Origin of the sequence: Niallia sp. FSL W8-1348 (assembly GCF_038006745.1) — a bacterium.
Taxonomy (GTDB): domain Bacteria; phylum Bacillota; class Bacilli; order Bacillales; family Cytobacillaceae; genus Niallia; species Niallia alba.
Genome location: NZ_JBBOVV010000002.1, coordinates 762,477 through 782,217, shown reverse-complemented (window position 1 = coordinate 782,217; position 19,741 = coordinate 762,477). Strand labels below are relative to the sequence as shown.

24 protein-coding genes are annotated in these 19,741 nt (G+C 34.5%); 15 read left to right on the top strand and 9 right to left on the bottom strand.

What is annotated here, in order from left to right; all coding sequences use genetic code 11:
* Positions 1-379: 379 nt before the first annotated feature.
* A complete protein-coding gene (locus tag NST60_RS22365; RefSeq protein ID WP_341100214.1) occupies positions 380-1,492 on the bottom strand; it encodes a metallophosphoesterase in 1,113 nt (370 codons plus the stop codon).
* A 91-nt stretch (positions 1,493-1,583) separates the two neighbouring features.
* Positions 1,584-3,056: a glucose-6-phosphate dehydrogenase gene (zwf, locus tag NST60_RS22360; RefSeq protein WP_220040942.1), complete on the bottom strand. Its 1,473-nt coding sequence runs from the start codon at positions 3,054-3,056 to the stop codon at positions 1,584-1,586.
* A 483-nt stretch (positions 3,057-3,539) separates the two neighbouring features.
* On the opposite strand from zwf, the gene rnz reads away from it, so the two are divergent.
* Positions 3,540-4,454 (top strand): ribonuclease Z, encoded by a 915-nt coding sequence (gene rnz, locus NST60_RS22355; RefSeq protein WP_016203235.1) that lies wholly within the window; start codon positions 3,540-3,542, stop codon positions 4,452-4,454.
* Positions 4,455-4,587: 133 nt separating this feature from the next.
* Here the strand turns inward: rnz and proC are convergent, their stop codons facing one another.
* Positions 4,588-5,424: a pyrroline-5-carboxylate reductase gene (gene proC / locus NST60_RS22350; RefSeq protein WP_341100210.1), complete on the bottom strand. Its 837-nt coding sequence runs from the start codon at positions 5,422-5,424 to the stop codon at positions 4,588-4,590.
* 429 nt (positions 5,425-5,853) lie between these two features.
* On the opposite strand from proC, the gene tnpB reads away from it, so the two are divergent.
* From tnpB to NST60_RS22335, 3 genes are all read left to right on the top strand, one after another.
* Positions 5,854-7,035, top strand: coding sequence for an IS200/IS605 family element RNA-guided endonuclease TnpB (tnpB, locus tag NST60_RS22345; protein ID WP_224427526.1), 1,182 nt, complete (start codon positions 5,854-5,856; stop codon positions 7,033-7,035).
* A gap of 127 nt (positions 7,036-7,162) precedes the next feature.
* A complete protein-coding gene (locus tag NST60_RS22340) occupies positions 7,163-7,432 on the top strand; it encodes a DUF3658 domain-containing protein (RefSeq protein WP_341100209.1) in 270 nt (89 codons plus the stop codon).
* 379 nt (positions 7,433-7,811) lie between these two features.
* A complete protein-coding gene (locus NST60_RS22335; RefSeq protein ID WP_212117171.1) occupies positions 7,812-8,603 on the top strand; it encodes an SDR family NAD(P)-dependent oxidoreductase in 792 nt (263 codons plus the stop codon).
* A 6-nt stretch (positions 8,604-8,609) separates the two neighbouring features.
* Here NST60_RS22335 and NST60_RS26880 read toward each other — a convergent pair whose 3' ends face one another.
* Positions 8,610-8,756 carry a YqzH family protein gene (locus tag NST60_RS26880; protein WP_445304423.1) on the bottom strand — a complete coding sequence of 49 codons (147 nt, stop codon included), beginning with the start codon at positions 8,754-8,756 and terminating at the stop codon, positions 8,610-8,612.
* 236 nt (positions 8,757-8,992) lie between these two features.
* Between NST60_RS26880 and msrA the strand changes: the two genes are divergently transcribed.
* Positions 8,993-9,505, top strand: coding sequence for a peptide-methionine (S)-S-oxide reductase MsrA (msrA, locus tag NST60_RS22330; RefSeq protein ID WP_341100206.1), 513 nt, complete (start codon positions 8,993-8,995; stop codon positions 9,503-9,505).
* Positions 9,506-9,719: 214 nt separating this feature from the next.
* On the top strand, positions 9,720-11,432 hold the full coding sequence (locus NST60_RS22325) for a methyl-accepting chemotaxis protein (RefSeq protein ID WP_016203228.1): 1,713 nt from the start codon (positions 9,720-9,722) through the stop codon (positions 11,430-11,432).
* A gap of 259 nt (positions 11,433-11,691) precedes the next feature.
* On the opposite strand, the gene NST60_RS22320 is transcribed toward NST60_RS22325, so the two are convergent.
* Positions 11,692-12,603: an alpha/beta hydrolase gene (locus tag NST60_RS22320; RefSeq protein ID WP_341100203.1), complete on the bottom strand. Its 912-nt coding sequence runs from the start codon at positions 12,601-12,603 to the stop codon at positions 11,692-11,694.
* Between the two features lie 406 nt (positions 12,604-13,009).
* Positions 13,010-13,141, bottom strand: a complete 132-nt coding sequence (locus NST60_RS22315; protein WP_341100200.1) for a hypothetical protein — start codon at positions 13,139-13,141, stop codon at positions 13,010-13,012.
* A gap of 128 nt (positions 13,142-13,269) precedes the next feature.
* On the opposite strand from NST60_RS22315, the gene NST60_RS22310 reads away from it, so the two are divergent.
* Both NST60_RS22310 and NST60_RS22305 read left to right on the top strand, forming a co-directional pair.
* The gene (locus NST60_RS22310) at positions 13,270-13,719 is read left to right on the top strand and encodes an OsmC family protein (protein WP_016203225.1); all 450 of its coding nucleotides are present in this window, start codon (positions 13,270-13,272) and stop codon (positions 13,717-13,719) included.
* Between the two features lie 13 nt (positions 13,720-13,732).
* The gene (locus tag NST60_RS22305; protein ID WP_101730913.1) at positions 13,733-13,981 is read left to right on the top strand and encodes a YqkE family protein; all 249 of its coding nucleotides are present in this window, start codon (positions 13,733-13,735) and stop codon (positions 13,979-13,981) included.
* 377 nt (positions 13,982-14,358) lie between these two features.
* Here NST60_RS22305 and NST60_RS22300 read toward each other — a convergent pair whose 3' ends face one another.
* Complete coding sequence (locus NST60_RS22300) at positions 14,359-14,673, bottom strand: hypothetical protein (protein ID WP_341100194.1); 315 nt, start codon at positions 14,671-14,673, stop codon at positions 14,359-14,361.
* Between the two features lie 209 nt (positions 14,674-14,882).
* Between NST60_RS22300 and NST60_RS22295 the strand changes: the two genes are divergently transcribed.
* The 4 genes from NST60_RS22295 to NST60_RS22285 all read left to right on the top strand — a co-directional run bounded on the left by NST60_RS22295 (position 14,883) and on the right by NST60_RS22285 (position 16,369).
* Positions 14,883-15,395, top strand: a complete 513-nt coding sequence (locus NST60_RS22295; RefSeq protein WP_226752676.1) for a DUF402 domain-containing protein — start codon at positions 14,883-14,885, stop codon at positions 15,393-15,395.
* Positions 15,396-15,487: 92 nt separating this feature from the next.
* The gene (locus NST60_RS26875) at positions 15,488-15,532 is read left to right on the top strand and encodes an erythromycin resistance leader peptide (protein WP_145999722.1); all 45 of its coding nucleotides are present in this window, start codon (positions 15,488-15,490) and stop codon (positions 15,530-15,532) included.
* A gap of 301 nt (positions 15,533-15,833) precedes the next feature.
* The gene (locus NST60_RS22290) at positions 15,834-16,148 is read left to right on the top strand and encodes an ATP-binding cassette domain-containing protein (RefSeq protein ID WP_051993935.1); all 315 of its coding nucleotides are present in this window, start codon (positions 15,834-15,836) and stop codon (positions 16,146-16,148) included.
* 47 nt (positions 16,149-16,195) lie between these two features.
* On the top strand, positions 16,196-16,369 hold the full coding sequence (locus tag NST60_RS22285) for a hypothetical protein (protein WP_319005189.1): 174 nt from the start codon (positions 16,196-16,198) through the stop codon (positions 16,367-16,369).
* A gap of 268 nt (positions 16,370-16,637) precedes the next feature.
* On the opposite strand, the gene NST60_RS22280 is transcribed toward NST60_RS22285, so the two are convergent.
* The gene (locus NST60_RS22280; protein ID WP_341100189.1) at positions 16,638-16,892 is read right to left on the bottom strand and encodes a hypothetical protein; all 255 of its coding nucleotides are present in this window, start codon (positions 16,890-16,892) and stop codon (positions 16,638-16,640) included.
* A gap of 138 nt (positions 16,893-17,030) precedes the next feature.
* Here NST60_RS22280 and NST60_RS22275 point away from each other — a divergent pair, with 138 nt between their 5' ends.
* A complete protein-coding gene (locus NST60_RS22275) occupies positions 17,031-18,146 on the top strand; it encodes an IS4 family transposase (protein ID WP_169188508.1) in 1,116 nt (371 codons plus the stop codon).
* Positions 18,147-18,287: 141 nt separating this feature from the next.
* Here the strand turns inward: NST60_RS22275 and NST60_RS22270 are convergent, their stop codons facing one another.
* Complete coding sequence (locus NST60_RS22270) at positions 18,288-18,581, bottom strand: helix-turn-helix domain-containing protein (protein WP_341100185.1); 294 nt, start codon at positions 18,579-18,581, stop codon at positions 18,288-18,290.
* A 200-nt stretch (positions 18,582-18,781) separates the two neighbouring features.
* Between NST60_RS22270 and NST60_RS22265 the strand changes: the two genes are divergently transcribed.
* Both NST60_RS22265 and NST60_RS22260 read left to right on the top strand, forming a co-directional pair.
* On the top strand, positions 18,782-19,342 hold the full coding sequence (locus NST60_RS22265) for an AAA family ATPase (protein ID WP_254415380.1): 561 nt from the start codon (positions 18,782-18,784) through the stop codon (positions 19,340-19,342).
* 42 nt (positions 19,343-19,384) lie between these two features.
* Positions 19,385-19,732: a hypothetical protein gene (locus NST60_RS22260; protein WP_016203219.1), complete on the top strand. Its 348-nt coding sequence runs from the start codon at positions 19,385-19,387 to the stop codon at positions 19,730-19,732.
* Positions 19,733-19,741: the final 9 nt, after the last annotated feature.

The window sequence follows — 19,741 nt, the reverse complement described above, 5'->3', positions numbered from 1 at the left end:
CACACCACGATTTTGATTGTGGTGTGCTTTTTTAGATTGTATACGGAGATGCAGAAAGGAATGCAGTAAAAAAAGCGTTTATCAGTCGAATGAAAACCAAAAAGAGAGAGGCAAGTAGGAAAAAAGGCGTTCATCAGTTGGATGAACACCAAAAAGAAAGAGAAAAGCAGTGAAAAAGGCGTTCATTAATCAAATAAAACAAAAAAAGAATTTACACAAATTTTACGTACCCAAAGATTTTACATCACCCCAAAAATCTACCGATAAAGTACTTAAAAAATAATTAGCAATCAATAAAAAATGTGCTACTATACTCAGCAGCACATCAATCAAACAAATTATTTTTTCACAAAAATAAACTAGTGAATGGTGAAAAAATTTATCCTTTAAAAATTATTTCAATATAAACAACTTCGGATCTACTACCAATTCTAATTGGTGGCCCCCAAAATCCAAATCCAGAGGAAACAATCGCATGAAGTTGCTTCTTTTTCTTGTAGCCCCAGTCTAATTCAAAGACTCGTTTTGTAATCAGATGGTTCGGTGCCATTTGGCCACGATGTGTATGTCCTGATAGAATGACATCGATACCATCGTTCATTGCAGCTTCTAGTTCATCTGGCTGGTGATCCATCATGATAATTGGTAAGTGGTTATTTTCATTCTCAAGGAGCATCGGAATGGAAAGTCTTTCCTTGTCGGTTTTATCTTTACGACCAATTAATCGAATGGTTTCGTCAATGGTTACTTTTTCATCCATTAGGATTTGAATACCGATACGGTTCATTTCCTTTAAAAAAGTAGGAATCATTTTGCCGTAATATTCATGATTACCTAACACACCATAAATACCTAGAGGAGCTTGTAATTGCTTTAATTGTTCACCCATGTTCTTTTTCAGAAAAGGAAGAGGGTCATCATCTATGATATCCCCTGGTAAAAGAATCAAATCAGGCTGTAAGCCGTTTATTTTCGTTACTAGACGTTTTAGATGACTTTTCCCTGATAAAGTGCCAAAGTGCATATCAGAAGCCATAGCGATCCTCAGAGTGTCTCTATGAGCCTGTTTTTTATCTACTGTAAGTTTATAAGTTCTAATAACAGGGGAATAAGCATTGTATGTGCCGTAAATAAGTAAAAGGAGAAGAATTCCTGCTGCGATGCTTCCTACAATTTTTGTTGTATCTTCAGACGGAATAGATATGTTTAATAGAAGCCATCCTAAATTAGCAATTGGAAATAGTAAGATACCATATTCAAAAATAGCAAGCCAATAAGCGCCAAGTATTTTAAATATGGAGATTGACTTAAGGAAATGGCTGATAATATATGCGTAGGAAAAAAGAATAACAACTCCGATATAAATAGATGGATATGTTAATAAGTTTAATGATTCAAGCCAAACATAACCATTCCATCCTAAGTAGAAAACTAGTAGATTATATAAAATGAATACGAGAATGATAGAAAAAATTAATTTGATTTTTTTCATTTGGAACTCCTTAGAATAGAATTATAATCACGAAAGAAAAAACGTGAATACAAATGGATTCACGTTTTTTAGGTTTACTTGAAGTATTGGATTAGCAAACATCTACTTCAAATTGATTTACTGGCCACCAGAAGAAACCGTCTTTTTCTAATAATTCATCTGCTTCTTGTGGTCCCATTGTACCTGAAGCATAATTAGGAAATTGAGTAGCAGGATTTTGTTCCCAAGCCTGTGAAATTTTATCGACATAGCTCCAAGATAAGGCTACTTCATCCCAATGCGTAAAGTTAGTTGCATCGCCATGAAGGCTATCGTCAATTAGTTTTTCATAAGCTTCTGGAGTATTTATTCCTGCAATGCCTGTATTTGCATAGCTAAGCTTAATTGGTGTTGCTTCCATGTTTTGTCCTGCTTTTTTAGCATTTAAATGCAATGTAATACCTTCCTCTGGTTGAATATGGATGACAAGAAGGTTTGGCGTAATTTCTTGATCAGGACGATTGTATAAATTCATTGGAATGTCTTTAAATTGTATAACGATTTTTGTCGACTTGCTTTCTAATCTTTTTCCTGTTCGGATATAGAATGGAACACCAGCCCAACGGAAGTTATCAATCATTACTTTACCAGCGACAAAAGTTTCTGTGTTGGAGTTAGGATTAACCATCTGTTCTTCACGGTAGCTCGGTACATCTAAATCCTCAACGAAACCTTTACCATATTGTCCCCTTACAAAGTATTTATCTACTTCATCTACTTCGACAGGACGCATCGCGCGGAAAACTTTAACCTTTTCTGAGCGAATTTCATCTGGTGTAAGTTTAATTGGTGGTTCCATTGCAAGCAGTGCAACCATTTGTAACATATGGTTTTGAACCATATCACGAAGAGCGCCACTTGTTTCATAATATCTTCCACGTTCTTCTACTCCAAGTACTTCACTTGAAGTTACTTGAATATTGCTGATGTAACGGTTGTTCCACAGGTTTTCAAAAATTGCATTAGAAAAACGGATAGTTTCAATATTTTGCACCATCGCTTTTCCTAAGTAATGATCAATACGGTATACTTCATCCTCAGAAAATGCAGTTCGAATTTGCTCGTTAAGTTCTTTGGCTGATTCTAAATCATGACCAAATGGTTTTTCGATGATAAGGCGTTTATAGCCTTTCACATCTGTTAATCCATCTTGATTTAGATGAATCGCAATTGGGCCAAAGAATTCTGGTGCCATTGCTAAGTAAAATACGCGGTTGCCATTTAAGCTATATTTTACATCCAAATCATCTGCGATGTTTTTCAGCTCTGCATAAGAGCTTGAATCTGTAACATCATGAGAATGATAGCAAAAATAAGAAGCGAATGTCTCTAGGTCATCATTTTTAGAACTTGCAATTGCTTCAGAAACAGAATTAACAACATTTTGTTTAAACTGTTCTTGCGTTAATGTTCTTCTTCCTACACCTACTACGGCGAAATTTGCTAATTTACCTTTTTTATACAATCGATAAAGAGATGGGAAAAGCTTTCTATTGGCTAAATCTCCTGTAGCTCCGAAGATCATAATAAGTGCATTTGATGTTTGTTTTTCATTCACTTTCTTGTACCTCATTTCATTTATATATGTATGAAAATTATTAAATTGCTGTTTTACAAAGGTGCATTTATCTTAAATAATGACTGTTTTTGTATAGATTGTCGCTAGGTTTTTTCCAATAAATTTTTTAGAAAACAGCCTAAATAATACATGTACCTATACAGTTATAAAATTTTATCTTTTTCTTAAGGATATGGCAACACATTTGTTTGTAATTTTTGCAAATATTTTTACTATTTGTATTTACAGCAGAATTTTTTCATTCATCCAACATGATATTACAATATATTAGCAAAAGTTACTAGTTAAATGATTTAGTAATTTGGATAAACGCGCAGCATTAAAGTATACTTAAGACATCTATTCTGAATTAGTATTTAATGAACGAGTTTTATTTATACAGTGGGATGAGGAACAACGTAGAAAAAAGAAAGGGAGTAGTATGCATTTATGAAATTGCAATTTTTAGGAACTGGTGCAGGTATTCCAGCAAAATCGAGAAATGTTACAGCGATTGCTTTAAAACTTTTAGAAGAGAAGGGGAGTATTTGGCTGTTTGATTGTGGGGAAGCAACACAGCATCAAATACTATATACAAATATTAAGCCAAGAAGAATTGATAAAATATTTATTACCCATCTACATGGAGATCATATCTATGGATTACCAGGTTTTCTTTCTAGCCGATCTTTCCAAGGTGGAGAAACCACGCTAACAGTTTATGGACCTAAAGGAATTCACGAGTATATTCGAGTTAGTCTTGCTGTTAGTCAAACATATTTAAAATATGATTTAAACATCGTAGAGATTGAAGAAGGCACTATTTTTGAAGACGATGATTTTATCGTGGAAGCAAAAATACTTGAACATGGCGTAACAAGCTATGGCTATCGAATAATCGAAAAGGACCGTCCTGGAAAGTTAAATACAGATAAATTATTGCAATATGGAATCAAGCCCGGTCCTATATATAAAAGAATAAAGGATGGGGAGAATCTCACGCTTGATGATGGTACGATAATAAATAGCCAAGAGTTTCTTGGTACTGCTATCAAAGGAAGAATAATAACTATTTTAGGGGATACAAGAACCTGTTCTGCCACAGAGGTTTTGGCAAAAGAAGCGAAAGTACTGGTTCATGAAGCAACGTTTTCAAAAGAAGAAAGTTCGATTGCCACTGAATATTATCATTCTACGACAGTACAAGCTGCCGATACAGCTAAAAAAGCAAAGGTAGATTGTCTCCTGCTAACACATATAAGCGCAAGATATGATCAATCATTAACAGAACAACTGTTACAGGAAGCAAGAGCTATTTTTCCTAATACATACATTGCAGAAGATTTGGCGGAGTTTGAGATTTAAGCAAGTAAAAAAGGATGTCGTCAAAATAAGAGACAGCATCCCTTTTATCTATTCTTAACTGGTCGTAAAGGTCTGTTAAGTGTGACTAACCATCATTGGGTTGTGGAAAAGCCCCACTGATGGTTAGTCTTCTTTATTTTGACAGCTTAAGTTCATCTGTAAGTGCTTTTCCCATCTTTTTTGATTGGGCAGTCGCTTCTTCAATACAAGAGATAAAGGCATTTTGTACATCAAATTGCTCTAAAATTCTGAGTCCTGCTTCTGTGGTACCACCAGGACTAGTTACATTCTTGCGAAGCTCCTGTGGACTTTTGGAAGATACCGCAATCATTTCTGCTGCACCAATTAATGTTTGCACAATCAACTCGTTAGCTACTTCACGATCCAGTCCGATTTTTAGTCCGCCTTTCTCCATTGCTTCTACTAAATAATAAATATAAGCTGGCCCACTTCCTGATAGTCCAGTAATCGCATCTAATTGCTCTTCTTCCACAACAGTAACTAAGCCAACGGTTTTAAACAAATCTAAAACGAATTGTTTTTGTTCATTTACTACAAAGGAGTTGAAGGCAATCCCAGTTGCTGATTTTCCAACCATTGCAGAGGTGTTTGGCATGGCACGTGCAATTGGAACCTTTTGGTCAATTAAGCGTTGCAGGCTGTCCATACTAACGCCAGCAAGAACAGAGATTAGGAGGGTACGTTCAGATAAATAATCTTTCCATTGAAGAGTAGCCTCTCTTACATCTTTCGGTTTCATTGCGAGAATGATAACATCTGCATTTCCAATCACTTTTTCTAAATCGAAAGAGTAATTAATTCCATAGCGCTCCTGTAATTCAATAAGTCTGTTCTCATTGCCACGATTTGTAACGATAATATCGGTTGTCTCACTCATCTTACTGGAAACAATTCCAGAAATTAAGGCCTCGCTCATAGAACCAGCGCCGATAATAGCAAGTTTGTTCATTTTCTCTCCCCCTATAATAATGTGTCTAAAATAAGAAAAAAACCTTACGTTAAAAAGAAAGGACAAAAGGTTTTCCGTGGTACCACCTTAGCTTATATATAATCAGCATTCGCATATAATTATACAACTCTTCACCGGTAACGACGAATTATGTTTAGGTTTTCCTACCTACTCTTAAGTAGATTCAATCAGATGGACAATGATGAAGTCTTTCAGCCTAAGGAACTTCCTCTCTAGCAAGCCGTTTCCATTTACTATTCTTATTTCATCCTGTAAATTTATCATTTTCCGACAGAAGACTCCCTCTTCCATTATATGCAGGGCTGTAGCCCAACGATAAGGGGGAGATGAATGTCGGTTGGCGATAGCCAAAACACATCCTCTTATAGTAAAATAAGAACATATATTCGTGTTGGGGGAGTGAGCGCAATGATCGTTAATAAAGCATATAAGTTTCGTATCTATCCCAATAAAAAACAAATGGAACTCATCCATAAAACGATTGGTTGTGTGAGGTTCACATTCAATTTCTTTCTAGGTAAGCAGAAAGAGAAAGACGCTTATTGGTATATTGTTGAAGAAATGGTTCAAAATAGTCAGCTTCCAACAAATAATTGGAAAGGAAAATGGTTGAACAAATATGAAACAGTAAAGGCAATTCCAGAATTAAAGAAACACTATTCTTTTCTGAAAGAAGTGGATAGTATTGCTTTGCAGAAATCGGTTGAAAACTTGGCTGATTCTTTTGAACGATACTATAAAAAACAAAATAAGTATCCACGCTTTAAATCGAAGAAGAATCCTGTGCAATCCTACACGACAAAGCATACAAACGGAAATATTGCGGTTGAAGGTAAGTATATTAAGCTTCCTAAACTTGGTCTTGTTCGCTTTGCCAAAAGTCGTGAAGTTGAAGGCAAGATACGGAGTGCTACCATTAGACGCAATCCGTCAGGAAAATACTTCCTTTCCATCGGTGCAGAAGTGGAAGTGAAAGAGTTACCAAAAACAAATTCCGCTATTGGAGTAGATGTTGGGCTAAAAAATTTTGCTATTCTTTCAGATGGTACAACTTTCTCTAACCCTAAATTCTTTCGCACATTGGAAGAAAAGTTAGCTAAATTTCAACGAATCATGAGCAGACGAGCCGTTGGTGGCTCAAACTGGTATAAAGTCAAACGAAAAGTTGCCTGTATTCACGAGAAAATGGCAAATGCAAGAAGGGATTACTTGCACAAAATCTCCACTGATCTTGTCAAAAACCACGACATAATCGGGATGGAAGATTTGTCTGTATCCAATATGTTAAAAAATCACAACCTTGCCAAAGCCATTAGTGAAGTATCATGGTCAGAATTCAAAACCATGATGGAATACAAGGCAAAATGGTATGGAAAACGGGTGGTGACCGTTGCAAAGCACTTTCCGTCCAGTCAGCTTTGCTCCTGTTGTGGCTACCAAAACAAAGAGGTTAAAAATCTTGGCTTACGTGAATGGGAATGTCCAACATGCCATATCCATCATGAAAATCGAGATATTAATGCAGCAATCAATCTCAAAAATGAAGCGTTAAGACTTCTAACCGCAGGAACTGCGGGGGTAGCCTACTAAGATAACCGAAGGATACTTTGGTGTTCGTAGGAATTTCCCCCTTCAATCAGACTGTAAGGTTGATAAGGGGTAAGTAGTTCAATTGATTATGCAAGTTAGAAGGCTTTTCTGTCAATAGAAAAATAGGATGGTGGGAAAATTAGCCATTCGAATATTACCGGTAGCAATCGATTATTATGATCACAAAATTGTGGAAGCTTGGAAAAGAATGCATGCGGAAGAACAAATAGATTATATAATGACTAGTCAGCTTATTTGGGAAACAATGGAGGAAGAGAATCTTTTTATAGACCATAATTTTCTCGAATATCGGATTCGTCATCTTGTCTATTCTGGAGTATTTGAAATGAAAGGAATCCCCAAAAATAGGGGACGCTATTTTGTGCGCCTGAAATAGCGGAGTCAATAGCCTAGTTGTTATTTTAAATCTACTATGTAAAAATATAAATAGTATTTTATTATTAATGTTATTTGAATATAGTATGTGATATTTTAGTAGGAAAATAATCACACTAGATATATTTTGTTTAGGCTGTTTCCTAAAGGAATGTTGTTTTTTTATAGAAAAAAAGGATTAGTTGGAAAAATGGAGCAGCCGGAATACACGTAGGCTCCTGTGGGTTAGCGAGACAGTCTGAAACCCCAGAGGCGAAGCTGAGGAGACTCAAGCTTAGCCCCACGGAAAGTGAAGTGTATTCCGGCTGCGGAGCATAGCCACAAATTTTACAAAAACAGCCTTTTTTTAAGAAGAGTGCGTATTAACGAGGTGAAAAGATATGACAAACATACATGGAAAGAACATTGTAATAACAGGAGCTTCATCTGGCATTGGAGAGAAAATTGCACTAAAAGTAGCACAAAAGGGCGGACGACCGATTCTTCTTGCTCGATCTGAAGAAAAGTTAGCTGCTATTTGTGCCAATATAAATAAACAATTTCCTGTCCATGCTAGCTATTATCCTTTGGATGTAAGTAATACGAACCAAGTGAAGGAAGTTTTTGCGAAGATTTATCAAGAAGTCGACTTTATCGATATTTTACTTAATAATGCAGGGTTTGGCGTTTTTGATATGGTCCACGAAGCGAATATGGCAGACATTGATCAAATGTTTCAAGTAAATGTAATCGGAGTAATTGCTTGTACGAAAGAAGTATTGCCTTCTATGTTAGAAAAAAACAGAGGGCATATTATTAATGTTGCCTCCCAGGCAGGAAAATTAGCTACAGCAAAATCGAGTGCTTATGCTGCAACCAAACATGCTGTTTTAGGTTTTACAAACAGTTTGCGAATGGAAGTAGCAACTTCCAATATCAAAATTTCTGCAGTAAACCCAGGTCCAATTGAGACTGCTTTTTTCAATACGGCTGACAAAACTGGAAACTATGTTAAAAATGTTCAAAAATATATGCTGTCTTCCGAAACAGTAGCTGAAAAAGTAACGGGATTGATACTGCATCCAAAACGTGAGCTCAATCTGCCAGTGTGGATGAATTGGGGAAGTGTTCTTTATAATCTATTTCCAGGAATCGCAGATAAGCTGGTTGGCAGCATTTTGAATAAAAAATAAACACAGTTAAAAATAGGGAGAATCTGTAATATACCCATAAACTACATCTTGAACAAGATCATTGAGATCATGGGAAGGATGTTGTTTTTTTAAATGAATGATTTTATTTGCTAATTCCTCATATTCATTGAGGGGAAGCGTATTGGATTCAATGTGTTGCTAAAGGGATTTTTGTATCATTTTTTGTAAAAGTAATTTATCATTTAATTTTTCCTTATTATTAAATAGTATTTTATGTCATATAACTTATTAACTATGGAAGTGTAAAGAAAAAAATAGTAACTTTCTCCAAAGTATTATATACTAATTTCTATCTAATAAGAGAGTTATCGCTAATTTTCTTGAAAATAGTATGCTAAAAAGTGGAACAATTAAGGAGATGAGAGATAATGGAAAAAGCTACATTTGCTGGTGGGTGTTTCTGGTGTATGGTATCCCCATTCGAAGAACTTCCAGGAATTGGAGGTATTGTTTCTGGCTATAGCGGGGGGCATGTGGAGAATCCAACTTATGAACAAGTGAAAACAGGAACAACTGGACATTTTGAAGTGGTAGAAATCACATATGATCCAGAATTATTTCCATATGAACGTTTATTAGAATTATTTTGGCAGCAAATTGACCCAACTGATCCAGATGGACAATTTCAGGATCGTGGACCACAATATCGAACAGCTATTTTTTATCATAATGAAAAGCAAAAAGAGCTTGCTGAAAAATCAAAGCAAGCATTGGCTGAAAGTGGAAAATTTAAAAAGCCGATTGTTACATTAATTGAACCAGCAGCAACATTCTATCCTGCTGAAGACTATCATCAAGACTATCATAAGAAAAATAAGCAGCATTATAAAGAGGATAGAGAAAAGTCTGGACGAGATGAATTCATTAATGAGTATTGGTAAAAGGATAAAAAGAGGATTTGCTATCAAGCATTAATGATAGCAAATCCTCTTTTTTTGTGTAGGTGTTACTTTAATCATAACTATTATAATTGCGAAATTTTGTAATTAATCTCCTATTTCTAAAAAAATAGAATTTTTCAACCTAATGTCCTAAAGTATTGTCGATCTATGTCGATATGAAAAAAGGATTAGATGAAGAAAAGGGGTAGCTTCTATGAGATTTTTACAAAATATCAATATTTCTAAAAAAATATTGATCATCATTATGTTTAGTGCAATTGCATTAATACTAATTGGATTATTTGGAATGTATGGAATGAAAGAAATGGCTAGTAATTCTCAAAAAATGTATGAAGAGAAACTATTACCTAATACATATATTGCGAAAATAGAAAATTATCGCCGTACAAACGATAGCTATATTATCGAATTAATGATAACAGAGGATGAAAAGAGAAATCAGGAACTGTTAGAAGCGATAAATAAGAATATGGAGGAGTCAGATAAATATATTAAAAAACTTGATGCGATAAAGCTTTCACAGGAAGAGACAAATGCGTATAAGATCTTTAAAGATGTTTATGATGGCTTTGAACAATTGCAGGATCAAGTTATCTCTCTAGCGCTCAATAATTTTAATGACTCTGCCTATAACTTATATACAAAAAATCTACGTTCTAAAACAAATGTTATCAATAGTCAATTGGATGAACTACAAGAAACCAATCAGGCAGAAGCGGAACGAATTTCTAAAGAAAATGAAAGCTATTATTCAACGATGATTCTGGTAACAGCAGGAATTATCATCGTTTCCGTAGCACTTGCAGTCTTATTTGGTTTATATATATCATCAATGATTGTCGCTCCGATCAAACGCTTGAAAGCTCTAATGGAAAAAGGGGGACAAGGAGATTTTTCGGAGAGATCTTCATATATCGGAAAGGATGAAGTGGGTTCTCTATCTGATAGCTATAATACGATGGCAGATGGGATGAAGGGGCTTATTGAAATGCTGTCTGAAACGTCCCATCATCTTGCTTCTTCATCTGAACAATTAAGTTCTAGTTCCGAAGAAAGCAGTAAAGCAAGTGAACATATTTCGGAAACGATACAAGAACTTGCAGTAGGTTCGGAAACACAAATGAGGTTAATGGAGTCAAGTTCGGAAGGAATACGTAGTGTAAATGAAACGACTGGAAGTATAACAGAACGTGCCAAAAAAGTCGCAGAAACAGCCGAACAAACGTCAGATGTATCTGCAGAAGGTGCAAAAAGAATTTCAGAAGTAACTACACAAATGAAATCCATTAATAATAATGTAGCATCACTAGCTCAATCTATTTCTACATTGGAATCTCGAATTAGTGAAATTGGGGATATTACAAAGGTAATAACAGATATTTCTTCACAAACCAATCTATTAGCATTAAATGCAGCAATTGAAGCAGCAAGAGCTGGAGAGCAAGGAAAAGGTTTTGCCGTTGTAGCTGATGAAGTAAGAAAATTAGCGGAACAAACGGCAGGATCTGCTGAACAGATTACCAATCTAATTAGTCAAATTCAAACTGATTCAAAGAATACTTCTCTCTCCATGACAACCGCTGCAAATGACGTAGATGCAGGTATAAATATTGTTCAAGACGCAGGGGAAGCGTTCAAGAAAATTGAAGGGTCAGTTAATGAACTAGTTATATTAGTAGAGGAAGTAAGTGGATCACTTAATCAATTAAAAGAGCATACAAATACCATCAATGGTTCTATCTTAGAAGTAAATTCGATGGCAAGTGAAGCTGCAGCAAGTACGGAAAACGTCTCAGCAGCTACCGAGGAGCAAGTAGCATCCATGCAGGAAATAGCGGCTTCTTCTACATCACTAGCACAACTAGCATCAGATTTGCAAGATAAGATAAAACAATTTAAAATTTAAACAGAAAAAGGAGGCATGCAATAGACATGACTCCTTTTTTAATTAGGCTGTTTTCTAAAGGATTGTTGTTTTTTCAATCGGAAAAAAGAATTAGTTGGAAAATTGGAGCAGCCGGAATACACGAAGACGCCACGGGGATTAGCGAGACAGTCTGAGACCCCGGAGGCGAAGCTGAGGAGGATCAGCGCGAGCCCCACGGAAAGCGAAGTGTATTCCGGCTGCGGGTAATCGCAACAAACTTTACGAAAACAGCCTTTAATTAATTTATATCCACATATTCTTTTAAAAAGTTATCAATCGCCTTTTCATACGCTTCTTTGTTCTCATTATAGCTTTGAGCATGAAAGCCATTAACAGCGAAAAATAATTTTTTAGGACCTTGTTTTTTATCAAATAATTTTTGTGTCATTTCTGGCAAGATAAAATCATCTTTTTGACTATGGATAAACAGCATTGGGCTTTTAATGTTATCAATGACCGAAATGGGAGAGATATCCTTAATCGAATATCGGGCTCTTGCTCGAAGGAATATATTGGCGATTGGGATAAAAATTTTCCCTGGTAACTTTATTTCTTGTTTAATAAGATAATTTAATTGGTCGGTGAAATCTGAAAATGGACAATCAGCGATATAGAAATCAGCCCCATCTTCAATTCCACCAGCATAAAGAATCATGGTAGCAGCACCCATCGATTCTCCGTGGATACCTAGGATTATATCCTTTCCTTTCTCTCTTCTAACCCAATCTACAATTTGCTTTAAGTCAAATTTCTCATAATAGCCAAAGCTTGTATTTTTTCCGCCAGATTCTCCGTGTCTCCGATGATCGTAAATAATTCCATTAAAGCCTCTTTCTAAAAATAAGTTCATGTATTTAATGGAACTCGTTTTATTTTCCGTGACTCCATGTGATATGATGATATATTTCTTTGTTTCAAAAGGCTCCACTAGAATTGCTTTTAAATCATAACCATAGGGGGAGGGGAGGGTAATTTCTTGTTTAGTTAAATTATCAAATGAAACCGGGTCCAATCTGCCAGCTTCTTGCTCTCTTTTTAAAATAAAGTCATTGTCTTTTTTCTTCATATACATTAATCGATTGGAACAATAGACTCCAATAGATGTAATAAACAACAATACAGAAAATAGATAACGAAACAGCTTTCTCAAACCGATTCCTCCAGTAAGTTCATAAATTTAGCAGAAACTAATTTGAGTGTATCATTTCTCCATAGAGAAACAAAATAGACAGCTTGTTTATTTATGCAAAAATAGACATTGAAGGCTATAATGTTTATCCCTCACTTAACAGACAGTAAGACTTCCGCCTCAAGCTTATGAGAATACGAGGAAGATAGGTGAGAGATCAACTGTCCGTAAAGGTCCGATTGGTTCAACTAACCATCAGCGGGGAAGGAAGGAAAACCCCCACTGATGGAAGTTTCACTTTATGATAAAAAATTTTATGCAGGAATAAAAAAATGGTTACAAATTGAAGCTGTTTTGCATGGAAGAATAAGTAAATATTGATATAAAAACTGCACCATCTATTATTAGAAAGTGCAGTTAAGCAGAACTACTGTTTGGAGTTTTGTCTGTTTGGCGGATGAACGGCCTTTTCTAAATCTTCTGCGGCAATTGCTTGTTTAACAGTATCAGCATTTGGCTTCCCAGCTTGACTGTATCCTTTATCACGCTTTTGACTCATTAAGATTCCCTCCTAGAATAGAAATGATGACACTAGAAAACAATTGTGCTGTATCGAATTCTCTAGTATAACTTGAGTTAAAAAATATGTTATTATACATACAGCATAGGAAAAAGAAGGGTTGAATTATGGCAGAACATCACTTTTATTTAAAAGCAGATTGGCCGGGCTATCGTAATGATGTCGGCACAATAGAGAGCGGAAATCTAAAAACAAAAATATCTATTCCACAAGAAATGGATGGACCTGGTGTAGGAACAAATCCAGATGAAATGTTACTAGGTGCTGCGGCCACATGCTTTATTATTACTCTAGCAGCAATGATGGAAAGAAGTCGGTTGGAGAAGGAAAGTTTAACATTGGAATCAGAAGCAGTGGTAGATGTGACAAACGGTATATTTACCTATCAAAAGATTATCCACCGCCCAAAAATTGTATTAAAAAAAGAGGCGACTGAAAAAGATATAAAGCTTGCAGTAAAACTAGCTCAAAAAGCAGAAGAAAGCTGTATGATTACAAGAGCTATTAAAGGGAATGTCGAAGTCAAGCTAGAGGAAACAATTGAGGTTGCATTGTAAGGAGGATAACCAGATGGCAAAACAACGGAAAAATGTACAAAAATCGAAACAAGATGATAAGCCCGTTACATTAGGGGATCTTTTGAACGAGCAATTAGCGAAACAGCTCAAAGATAAAAAGCACGAGCTTAAAGAACAAGAAGAAGCCAAGCTTAAAGCGGATGAAGAAAGAAAAAGAGAAGAGCGAAGACAAAAAGAGAAAAATAAAAGCTTTGAAGAACTATTAAACGAAAATTCGATGAACTGGAAGGACTTTAAATAAGAAGAAAAGGCTGAGACAAAACAAAATATCTAATGGGTAAAGACGAACAATCTCTCATTTAGTAGCGAAACCAATAAGTTGCCTAATTCTTTTCAAAAGTAAATATAATTAGTAGGAAAAACGGAGCAGACTGGATACACGTAGACTCCTATGGGAGCTGCGAGAAAGTCGCAGGAACTTAAGAAGCGATGAGGCATGGCGCTCGCCCCATGGAAAGCGAAGTGTATTCAGTCTGCGGGTAATAAGCACAAATCTTCTTTCTTAAAATTAATAAAAAAACCAAACAATTATACGGAAGTTTTATCAATATCTGCATATGATTATTCGGATTTATATTTGGTTGGAATATTTTTGGCCCAGCCTCTTTTCCTAATAGTTTATTTTCTTACTGCCATTTTGGTGAATGCTTCTTCTTTTATATGACTATTTTCTGGGATAAGTAAAGCTTGGAATTCATTAAATAATATTTGAATTTCTGCTTGTTCATTGATCAAATCAATATTGATTTGATAATCTTGTTCGCTTTTATATGTCGTTATCTCCAGCCATTTTGTTGGATCATCATTACTTTGTAGATAGGTTGTTTTTGAATCGATGTATTTACGATAGATGTGGCTTACTTTTTCTTGTATGCGAAAATATTCCTCTAACTTATCCGGCATAATATGGTATTCATATACTTTTACATACATTTTCTCCCCGCCTTTAAAAAATATATCATTCTTTAGTTTGTTATCTTATTTTAGCATGTTTACAAAAACATTTATTGCTATCTACAAAATCAAATATTATCACGATTTATCATTGAATTCTTTTATAACTTGTTTGTATAAATGTTTGCCTATCTATTATGATAGGGAAACTATTAGTAAATATGGTTCAATTTATTGGAGATGATAGAATGTTAGAATGGAAATTAAAGTATGGCAAAACGATAATTGAAAGGAAAATTCGTTATAATTCCACAATAGAAGAATATCAATGCAAACTTATTCACTCAGATAATAAAAAAATTACCCTCTTACATCAAGTGGAAAAACCATTTGAAATGGGGAAGGGGAAGGAGAAACTAGTTATTCCAAAAGGGACATACACGTTTGCCTATTACTGGTTGGATCAGCCATATAATTTATATTTTTGGAGAGAGGAAAATGGAAAGTATTTGGGAGCGTATTTTAACATTGTGAGAAAAAATAGCATTCAAAATAATATTGTCATGTTTGAAGATTTAATTATTGATGTAGTAGTTAAACCTAATCATATATATTATATTTTGGATCAAGAAGAATTGCCTCAGCCATTAGAAACATTTGAAAATGGATATGTTCAAACTGCATTACATGCATTGTTAAAGAGGAAAGATTGTATTATAGATGAGGTCAGTGCTGAAACAGCAAATTTTTATCCATTGTAAGTTAAAATATGTACTTGAATTTTTCTTTGCCATTCATTGTTGCTCTCTCTCTATAACGTTACTTGTAATTAATGAAGGAGGATTATTAAAAAATGACACATTCGATGAGACTTCGATTCCTAGCTTTGAACAAGTAATTAAATATGTTCAAAGGCTCTGTTTTGTGTATACAGAGTAAACGGGATTAGTCTGTCCTTTTTTAATAATCTTCATTGCATATTGGAAACAATCATTAGTGACCATTATTTCTATTGGTGTATTCTTTCTTGTACAATATCAGTAACGACTGTGTTGTATGGATATGGAATGCTGTTTAAAAAGTAGATATTTCTACCTTTTTAAATTGCCTTTTTTATAAAAGGGCAATTTACTATAACGCTATCTTAAAAAGGTAGTTTTTCCCCTTTTATTGGAAAATAACCAATGGAGGGTAAAATAATGGAAAAAGTATTTCTTGAATTAGTGAATATAGAAGTTACGTATTTAGATCGGATTGTGTTAACAATACCAAGATTATCTGTAAATCAGTTTGATCAAATTGGTATTGTAGGAAAGAATGGGACCGGTAAGAGTACCTTGCTAAAATTAATGGCAGGTAGGATTCCGACAGAGAAAGGACAAATAAATCGTTTTGTAGATTTCGCTTATTTTGATCAATTAAATTCACCTGAAACAAAGGAAGTTAAGTATGACTTAATCGGAAAACTTTCTATCCCTAAAACGAAAATAGAAAATTTTAGTGGGGAAAGTTAACGAGACTCAAAATAGCAGAGGGTTTCTCCAATTATCGAGAAGGCTTATTGTTAGATGAACCAACAACCCATTTAGATAAGTTAGGCAAACAATTCTTATTGGAAGAATTAGAGTACTATTATGGTGCGCTTATTCTTGTCAGTCATGACCGAAGTTTTCTTGATAAACTAGTGACGAAAATATGGGAAGTTGTGGATGGTATGGTGATTGAATATATTTAGATATTGATTGTATCGAAGCTTTAGAGCGATTTTTAAAAGCCTATGAAGGAACAGTCATTCTTGTTTCACATGATCAAGCATTTATAGAGCGTGTTGCAGATTATATTTATGAAATCGAAAATAAACAATTAGTTTTAAAGAAATTTCAATAGGACTTTAAACCATGATAAAAATTGTGTAAAAGAAATAGAATAGCTCGAAGCCATGTTTAAATAGAACAACAAAGGAGAAGAAGGTATTGAACTGTTCTCCTTTTCCTTTGTCTTATCTAATAGTCTAAATGCTTAAAATACAATAAATATTCTTTTTCGTTATGTTTTTTAATCTTATACTTGCGTAGGTCGTTTTCAAGTTTTTTTTGATCTTTGTTTTTATTACTAAGTTTTAAGACAAGCTGATAAAAAATTTCACTTAAAATGTATATAGTTCCAGCAGAACCTAATTCCAGCCCGAGTGTTTCCGTTTCTGAAAGCTGTGTTTTTGCTAGTTCCTCTATTTCTTTTTTATATTCCTCTTTAATCACTAGTGTTGCATTAATTTAATTTCACTATTAAAAATACTCGAAATGTTCACTTTTATTATTTTATGCATAGAAAAAGTCCTTTATAATGGATAAGTCAGGTGGTAACCCGTCCAAATCCACTAAAAAAGGACCAATCTCATGGACAAGATTACACGAAAAACTTCATTTGGACAATGGTTTTCGCCAATTAATCTTCAATTATTTGAAGAACAGGTGAAAACATTGAAATTAGATTGCTATACGAAAAAGTTAACGACAGAATCATTCCTAAAACTATTACTTTTTGCACAATTAGAAGAAGTTGAAAGTCTTCATGCGTTAAGTGATTGCCTTTTTGATGATCATCTTCAAAAGGAAATCGACCTTGATTCTATAAGCATTTCTCAGCTCTCGCGCCGTTTAAATGGTCTAAATCCAGATTTGTTTCAAAGACTTTTCCTTGATTTAGTCGGACAAATTCACGCCAAAACACACTACACAAAACTTGTCATGCCGTTAAAAATTATTGATTCAAGTACTTTGCCACTAAATTTGACCAATCATAAATGGGCGAAGTTCCGCAAAACTAAGGCAGGCGTAAAGTTACACTTACGCCTTGTATTTATGGAAAAGGGAGAATCCTATCCCGAAAAAGCCGTGATGACAACGGCAAGCGAACACGATCGTGGTCAACTTGAGATTATGGTTGACGATAAAGAATGCATGTATGTGTTTGACCGAGGTTATCTAGACTACGAGCGTTTTGATCGCATGACCGATGAAGGCTACTTTTTTCTTTCTAGGCTACGAAAAAACGCAGTCGTACGGGAGGTTTATGATTTTAAACTACCCAAGGATTCATCTGTTTTGTCGGATCAAATGGTGTTGATTGGTACAACTCAAAACCGAGCTGAAAACTATTTTCGACTTCTAAAAATAATAGATTCAAAAGGTAATGAACTTCATTTAATCACAAATCGTTTTGACTTAAGCGCCGAAGAAATATCGGAAATGTATAAATCACGCTGGGCAATTGAGTTGTTCTTTAAATGGATCAAACAGCATCTCAGCATCAAAAAGTTCTACGGTCAAAGTGAATGGGCGATTCAAAACCAAGTGTTTATCGCACTGATTGTTTTTTGCCTACATGTTCTCGTACAACTTGAAACAAGAAGTAAGCGAAAAACCTTACAAATTAGCCGTTATTTAAGGGCTGCATTGTGGAAACCAGCCCATATCTGGCTTCGAAAGATTGAAGGGAAAGCCATCCCTTAATAAGCAAATTGTTGTTGTCGCACAAGTCTAATTGTAAAAAAAACCCAAATGGATGGAGCCACCTTTGAATAGGTATTTACCTTTTTGGCTCTAAACAAGGAGGATAATCAGACTGAAAATTGCGACAATATTTATGCAACACTAGTGCTCTTTAATTAAAATATGAGATTCTTTATTTGCAAAGGCCAGTAGTAAATCTTCTGTATTAAATACTTCAAAATAGGCATTTTCTTTTTCTAATTGTAAAAGTTCGTCCAACACTTTTCCTTCTGTTTTTGCAACTGTTTGGGCGATGGCTTGAATGGTTTTTACAGAATAGCTGCTAACTTTCTTTTTATTGACTGCAGAAAGTACTTGTTGGCTTAACCCAGTTTGTTTATAAACATCATAACGCTTTTTTTCATTTTTTTGTAAATAGACATCAAGTAAACTCATTATTAACCCCCTAAAGTACTAAAATATTATTTACTAAATAATATTTTAGTATAAATGGCTAATAATGTAAATGAATAATTGGAAAATTTAAGTTGTATAACCAAATTTTATTGTGATTACAATTTCCTTTGCTAAAATAAACAAATATAGGCATACAAGAAAAGATAACTTAAGAATTTTTTAGTAAAGGGGAATAAGAAGTGAAATTTGTTCTAATATTCGGGCCACAAGCAGTTGGGAAAATGACAGTTGGCCTAGAATTAGCAAAAATAACTGACTTAAAGCTATTCCATAATCATATGACAATCGATTTGGTTAGCACATTTTTCGATTATGGAACTACAGAGGGAAAGAGATTAGTTGAGCTGTTTCGTAATGAAATATTTGAAGCGGTATCAAAAAGTGATTTAGATGGCATCATCTTCACTTACGTATGGGCATTTGATATGAAAGAAGATTGGAATTATGTTAATCATGTATGCGAGCTGTTTGAATCAAGAGGAGGAACCATCTATTTCGTGGAGCTTGAAGCACAGATAGAAGAAAGAATCATACGAAATAAAAGTCCCCAACGATTAGAGCATAAACCAACTAAAAGAGATATCGTTTGGTCTGAAAATAACTTGAAAACTTCGATGGAAAGATACCGTTTAAATTCTTGGCCAGGAGAAATAAATCAAAGTAATTACTTACGAATCAATAATACAAACATAAGTGCTGAAGAGGCGGCAAAGCGGATAAAAGAACGATTTAATTTATGAATGCAATAGCAAAAGATGAGTTTAATAGAAAGAAGGAAATGCTTGGCTATTTTCCATCAATTTGGCATTATTGCCAATTTCGATAAACAAGAAGCATACATTCATTATGCCCCTGATCATTATAAGTGTATTGCAGTAAATGATGATATGATAGAAGAGCTAAAAGAGCAATTAGCGATGATGAAAACATACTTCCATACATATAATAGACCTGCAAATGGTTTAGCATACTGGGGGATAACACTCATTCCCCCTGAATCGTTACCACTTTTTTTAGAAATTGTTTTGTCCAATAAAAACAGAAGAAAATCTAAGGAACATACAGATTTAGCTATAAAAATACTAGAAGCACAAGAAACAAAAAAATACATGATACACTATGGAATTTAAACTATAATG

Excerpts from the sequence above, each read along its gene's own strand:
- NST60_RS22365 (WP_341100214.1), bottom strand. The coding sequence starts at position 1,492 with ATGAAAAAAATCAAATTAATTTTTTCTATCATTCTCGTATTCATTTTA.
- zwf (WP_220040942.1), bottom strand. The coding sequence starts at position 3,056 with ATGATCTTCGGAGCTACAGGAGATTTAGCCAATAGAAAGCTTTTCCCA.
- rnz (WP_016203235.1), top strand. The coding sequence starts at position 3,540 with ATGAAATTGCAATTTTTAGGAACTGGTGCAGGTATTCCAGCAAAATCG.
- proC (WP_341100210.1), bottom strand. The coding sequence starts at position 5,424 with ATGAACAAACTTGCTATTATCGGCGCTGGTTCTATGAGCGAGGCCTTA.
- tnpB (WP_224427526.1), top strand. The coding sequence starts at position 5,854 with ATGATCGTTAATAAAGCATATAAGTTTCGTATCTATCCCAATAAAAAA.
- NST60_RS22340 (WP_341100209.1), top strand. The coding sequence starts at position 7,163 with ATGGTGGGAAAATTAGCCATTCGAATATTACCGGTAGCAATCGATTAT.
- NST60_RS22335 (WP_212117171.1), top strand. The coding sequence starts at position 7,812 with ATGACAAACATACATGGAAAGAACATTGTAATAACAGGAGCTTCATCT.
- msrA (WP_341100206.1), top strand. The coding sequence starts at position 8,993 with ATGGAAAAAGCTACATTTGCTGGTGGGTGTTTCTGGTGTATGGTATCC.
- NST60_RS22325 (WP_016203228.1), top strand. The coding sequence starts at position 9,720 with ATGAGATTTTTACAAAATATCAATATTTCTAAAAAAATATTGATCATC.
- NST60_RS22315 (WP_341100200.1), bottom strand. The coding sequence starts at position 13,141 with ATGAGTCAAAAGCGTGATAAAGGATACAGTCAAGCTGGGAAGCCAAAT.
- NST60_RS22310 (WP_016203225.1), top strand. The coding sequence starts at position 13,270 with ATGGCAGAACATCACTTTTATTTAAAAGCAGATTGGCCGGGCTATCGT.
- NST60_RS22305 (WP_101730913.1), top strand. The coding sequence starts at position 13,733 with ATGGCAAAACAACGGAAAAATGTACAAAAATCGAAACAAGATGATAAG.
- NST60_RS22300 (WP_341100194.1), bottom strand. The coding sequence starts at position 14,673 with ATGTATGTAAAAGTATATGAATACCATATTATGCCGGATAAGTTAGAG.
- NST60_RS22295 (WP_226752676.1), top strand. The coding sequence starts at position 14,883 with ATGTTAGAATGGAAATTAAAGTATGGCAAAACGATAATTGAAAGGAAA.
- NST60_RS22290 (WP_051993935.1), top strand. The coding sequence starts at position 15,834 with ATGGAAAAAGTATTTCTTGAATTAGTGAATATAGAAGTTACGTATTTA.
- NST60_RS22275 (WP_169188508.1), top strand. The coding sequence starts at position 17,031 with ATGGACAAGATTACACGAAAAACTTCATTTGGACAATGGTTTTCGCCA.
- NST60_RS22270 (WP_341100185.1), bottom strand. The coding sequence starts at position 18,581 with ATGAGTTTACTTGATGTCTATTTACAAAAAAATGAAAAAAAGCGTTAT.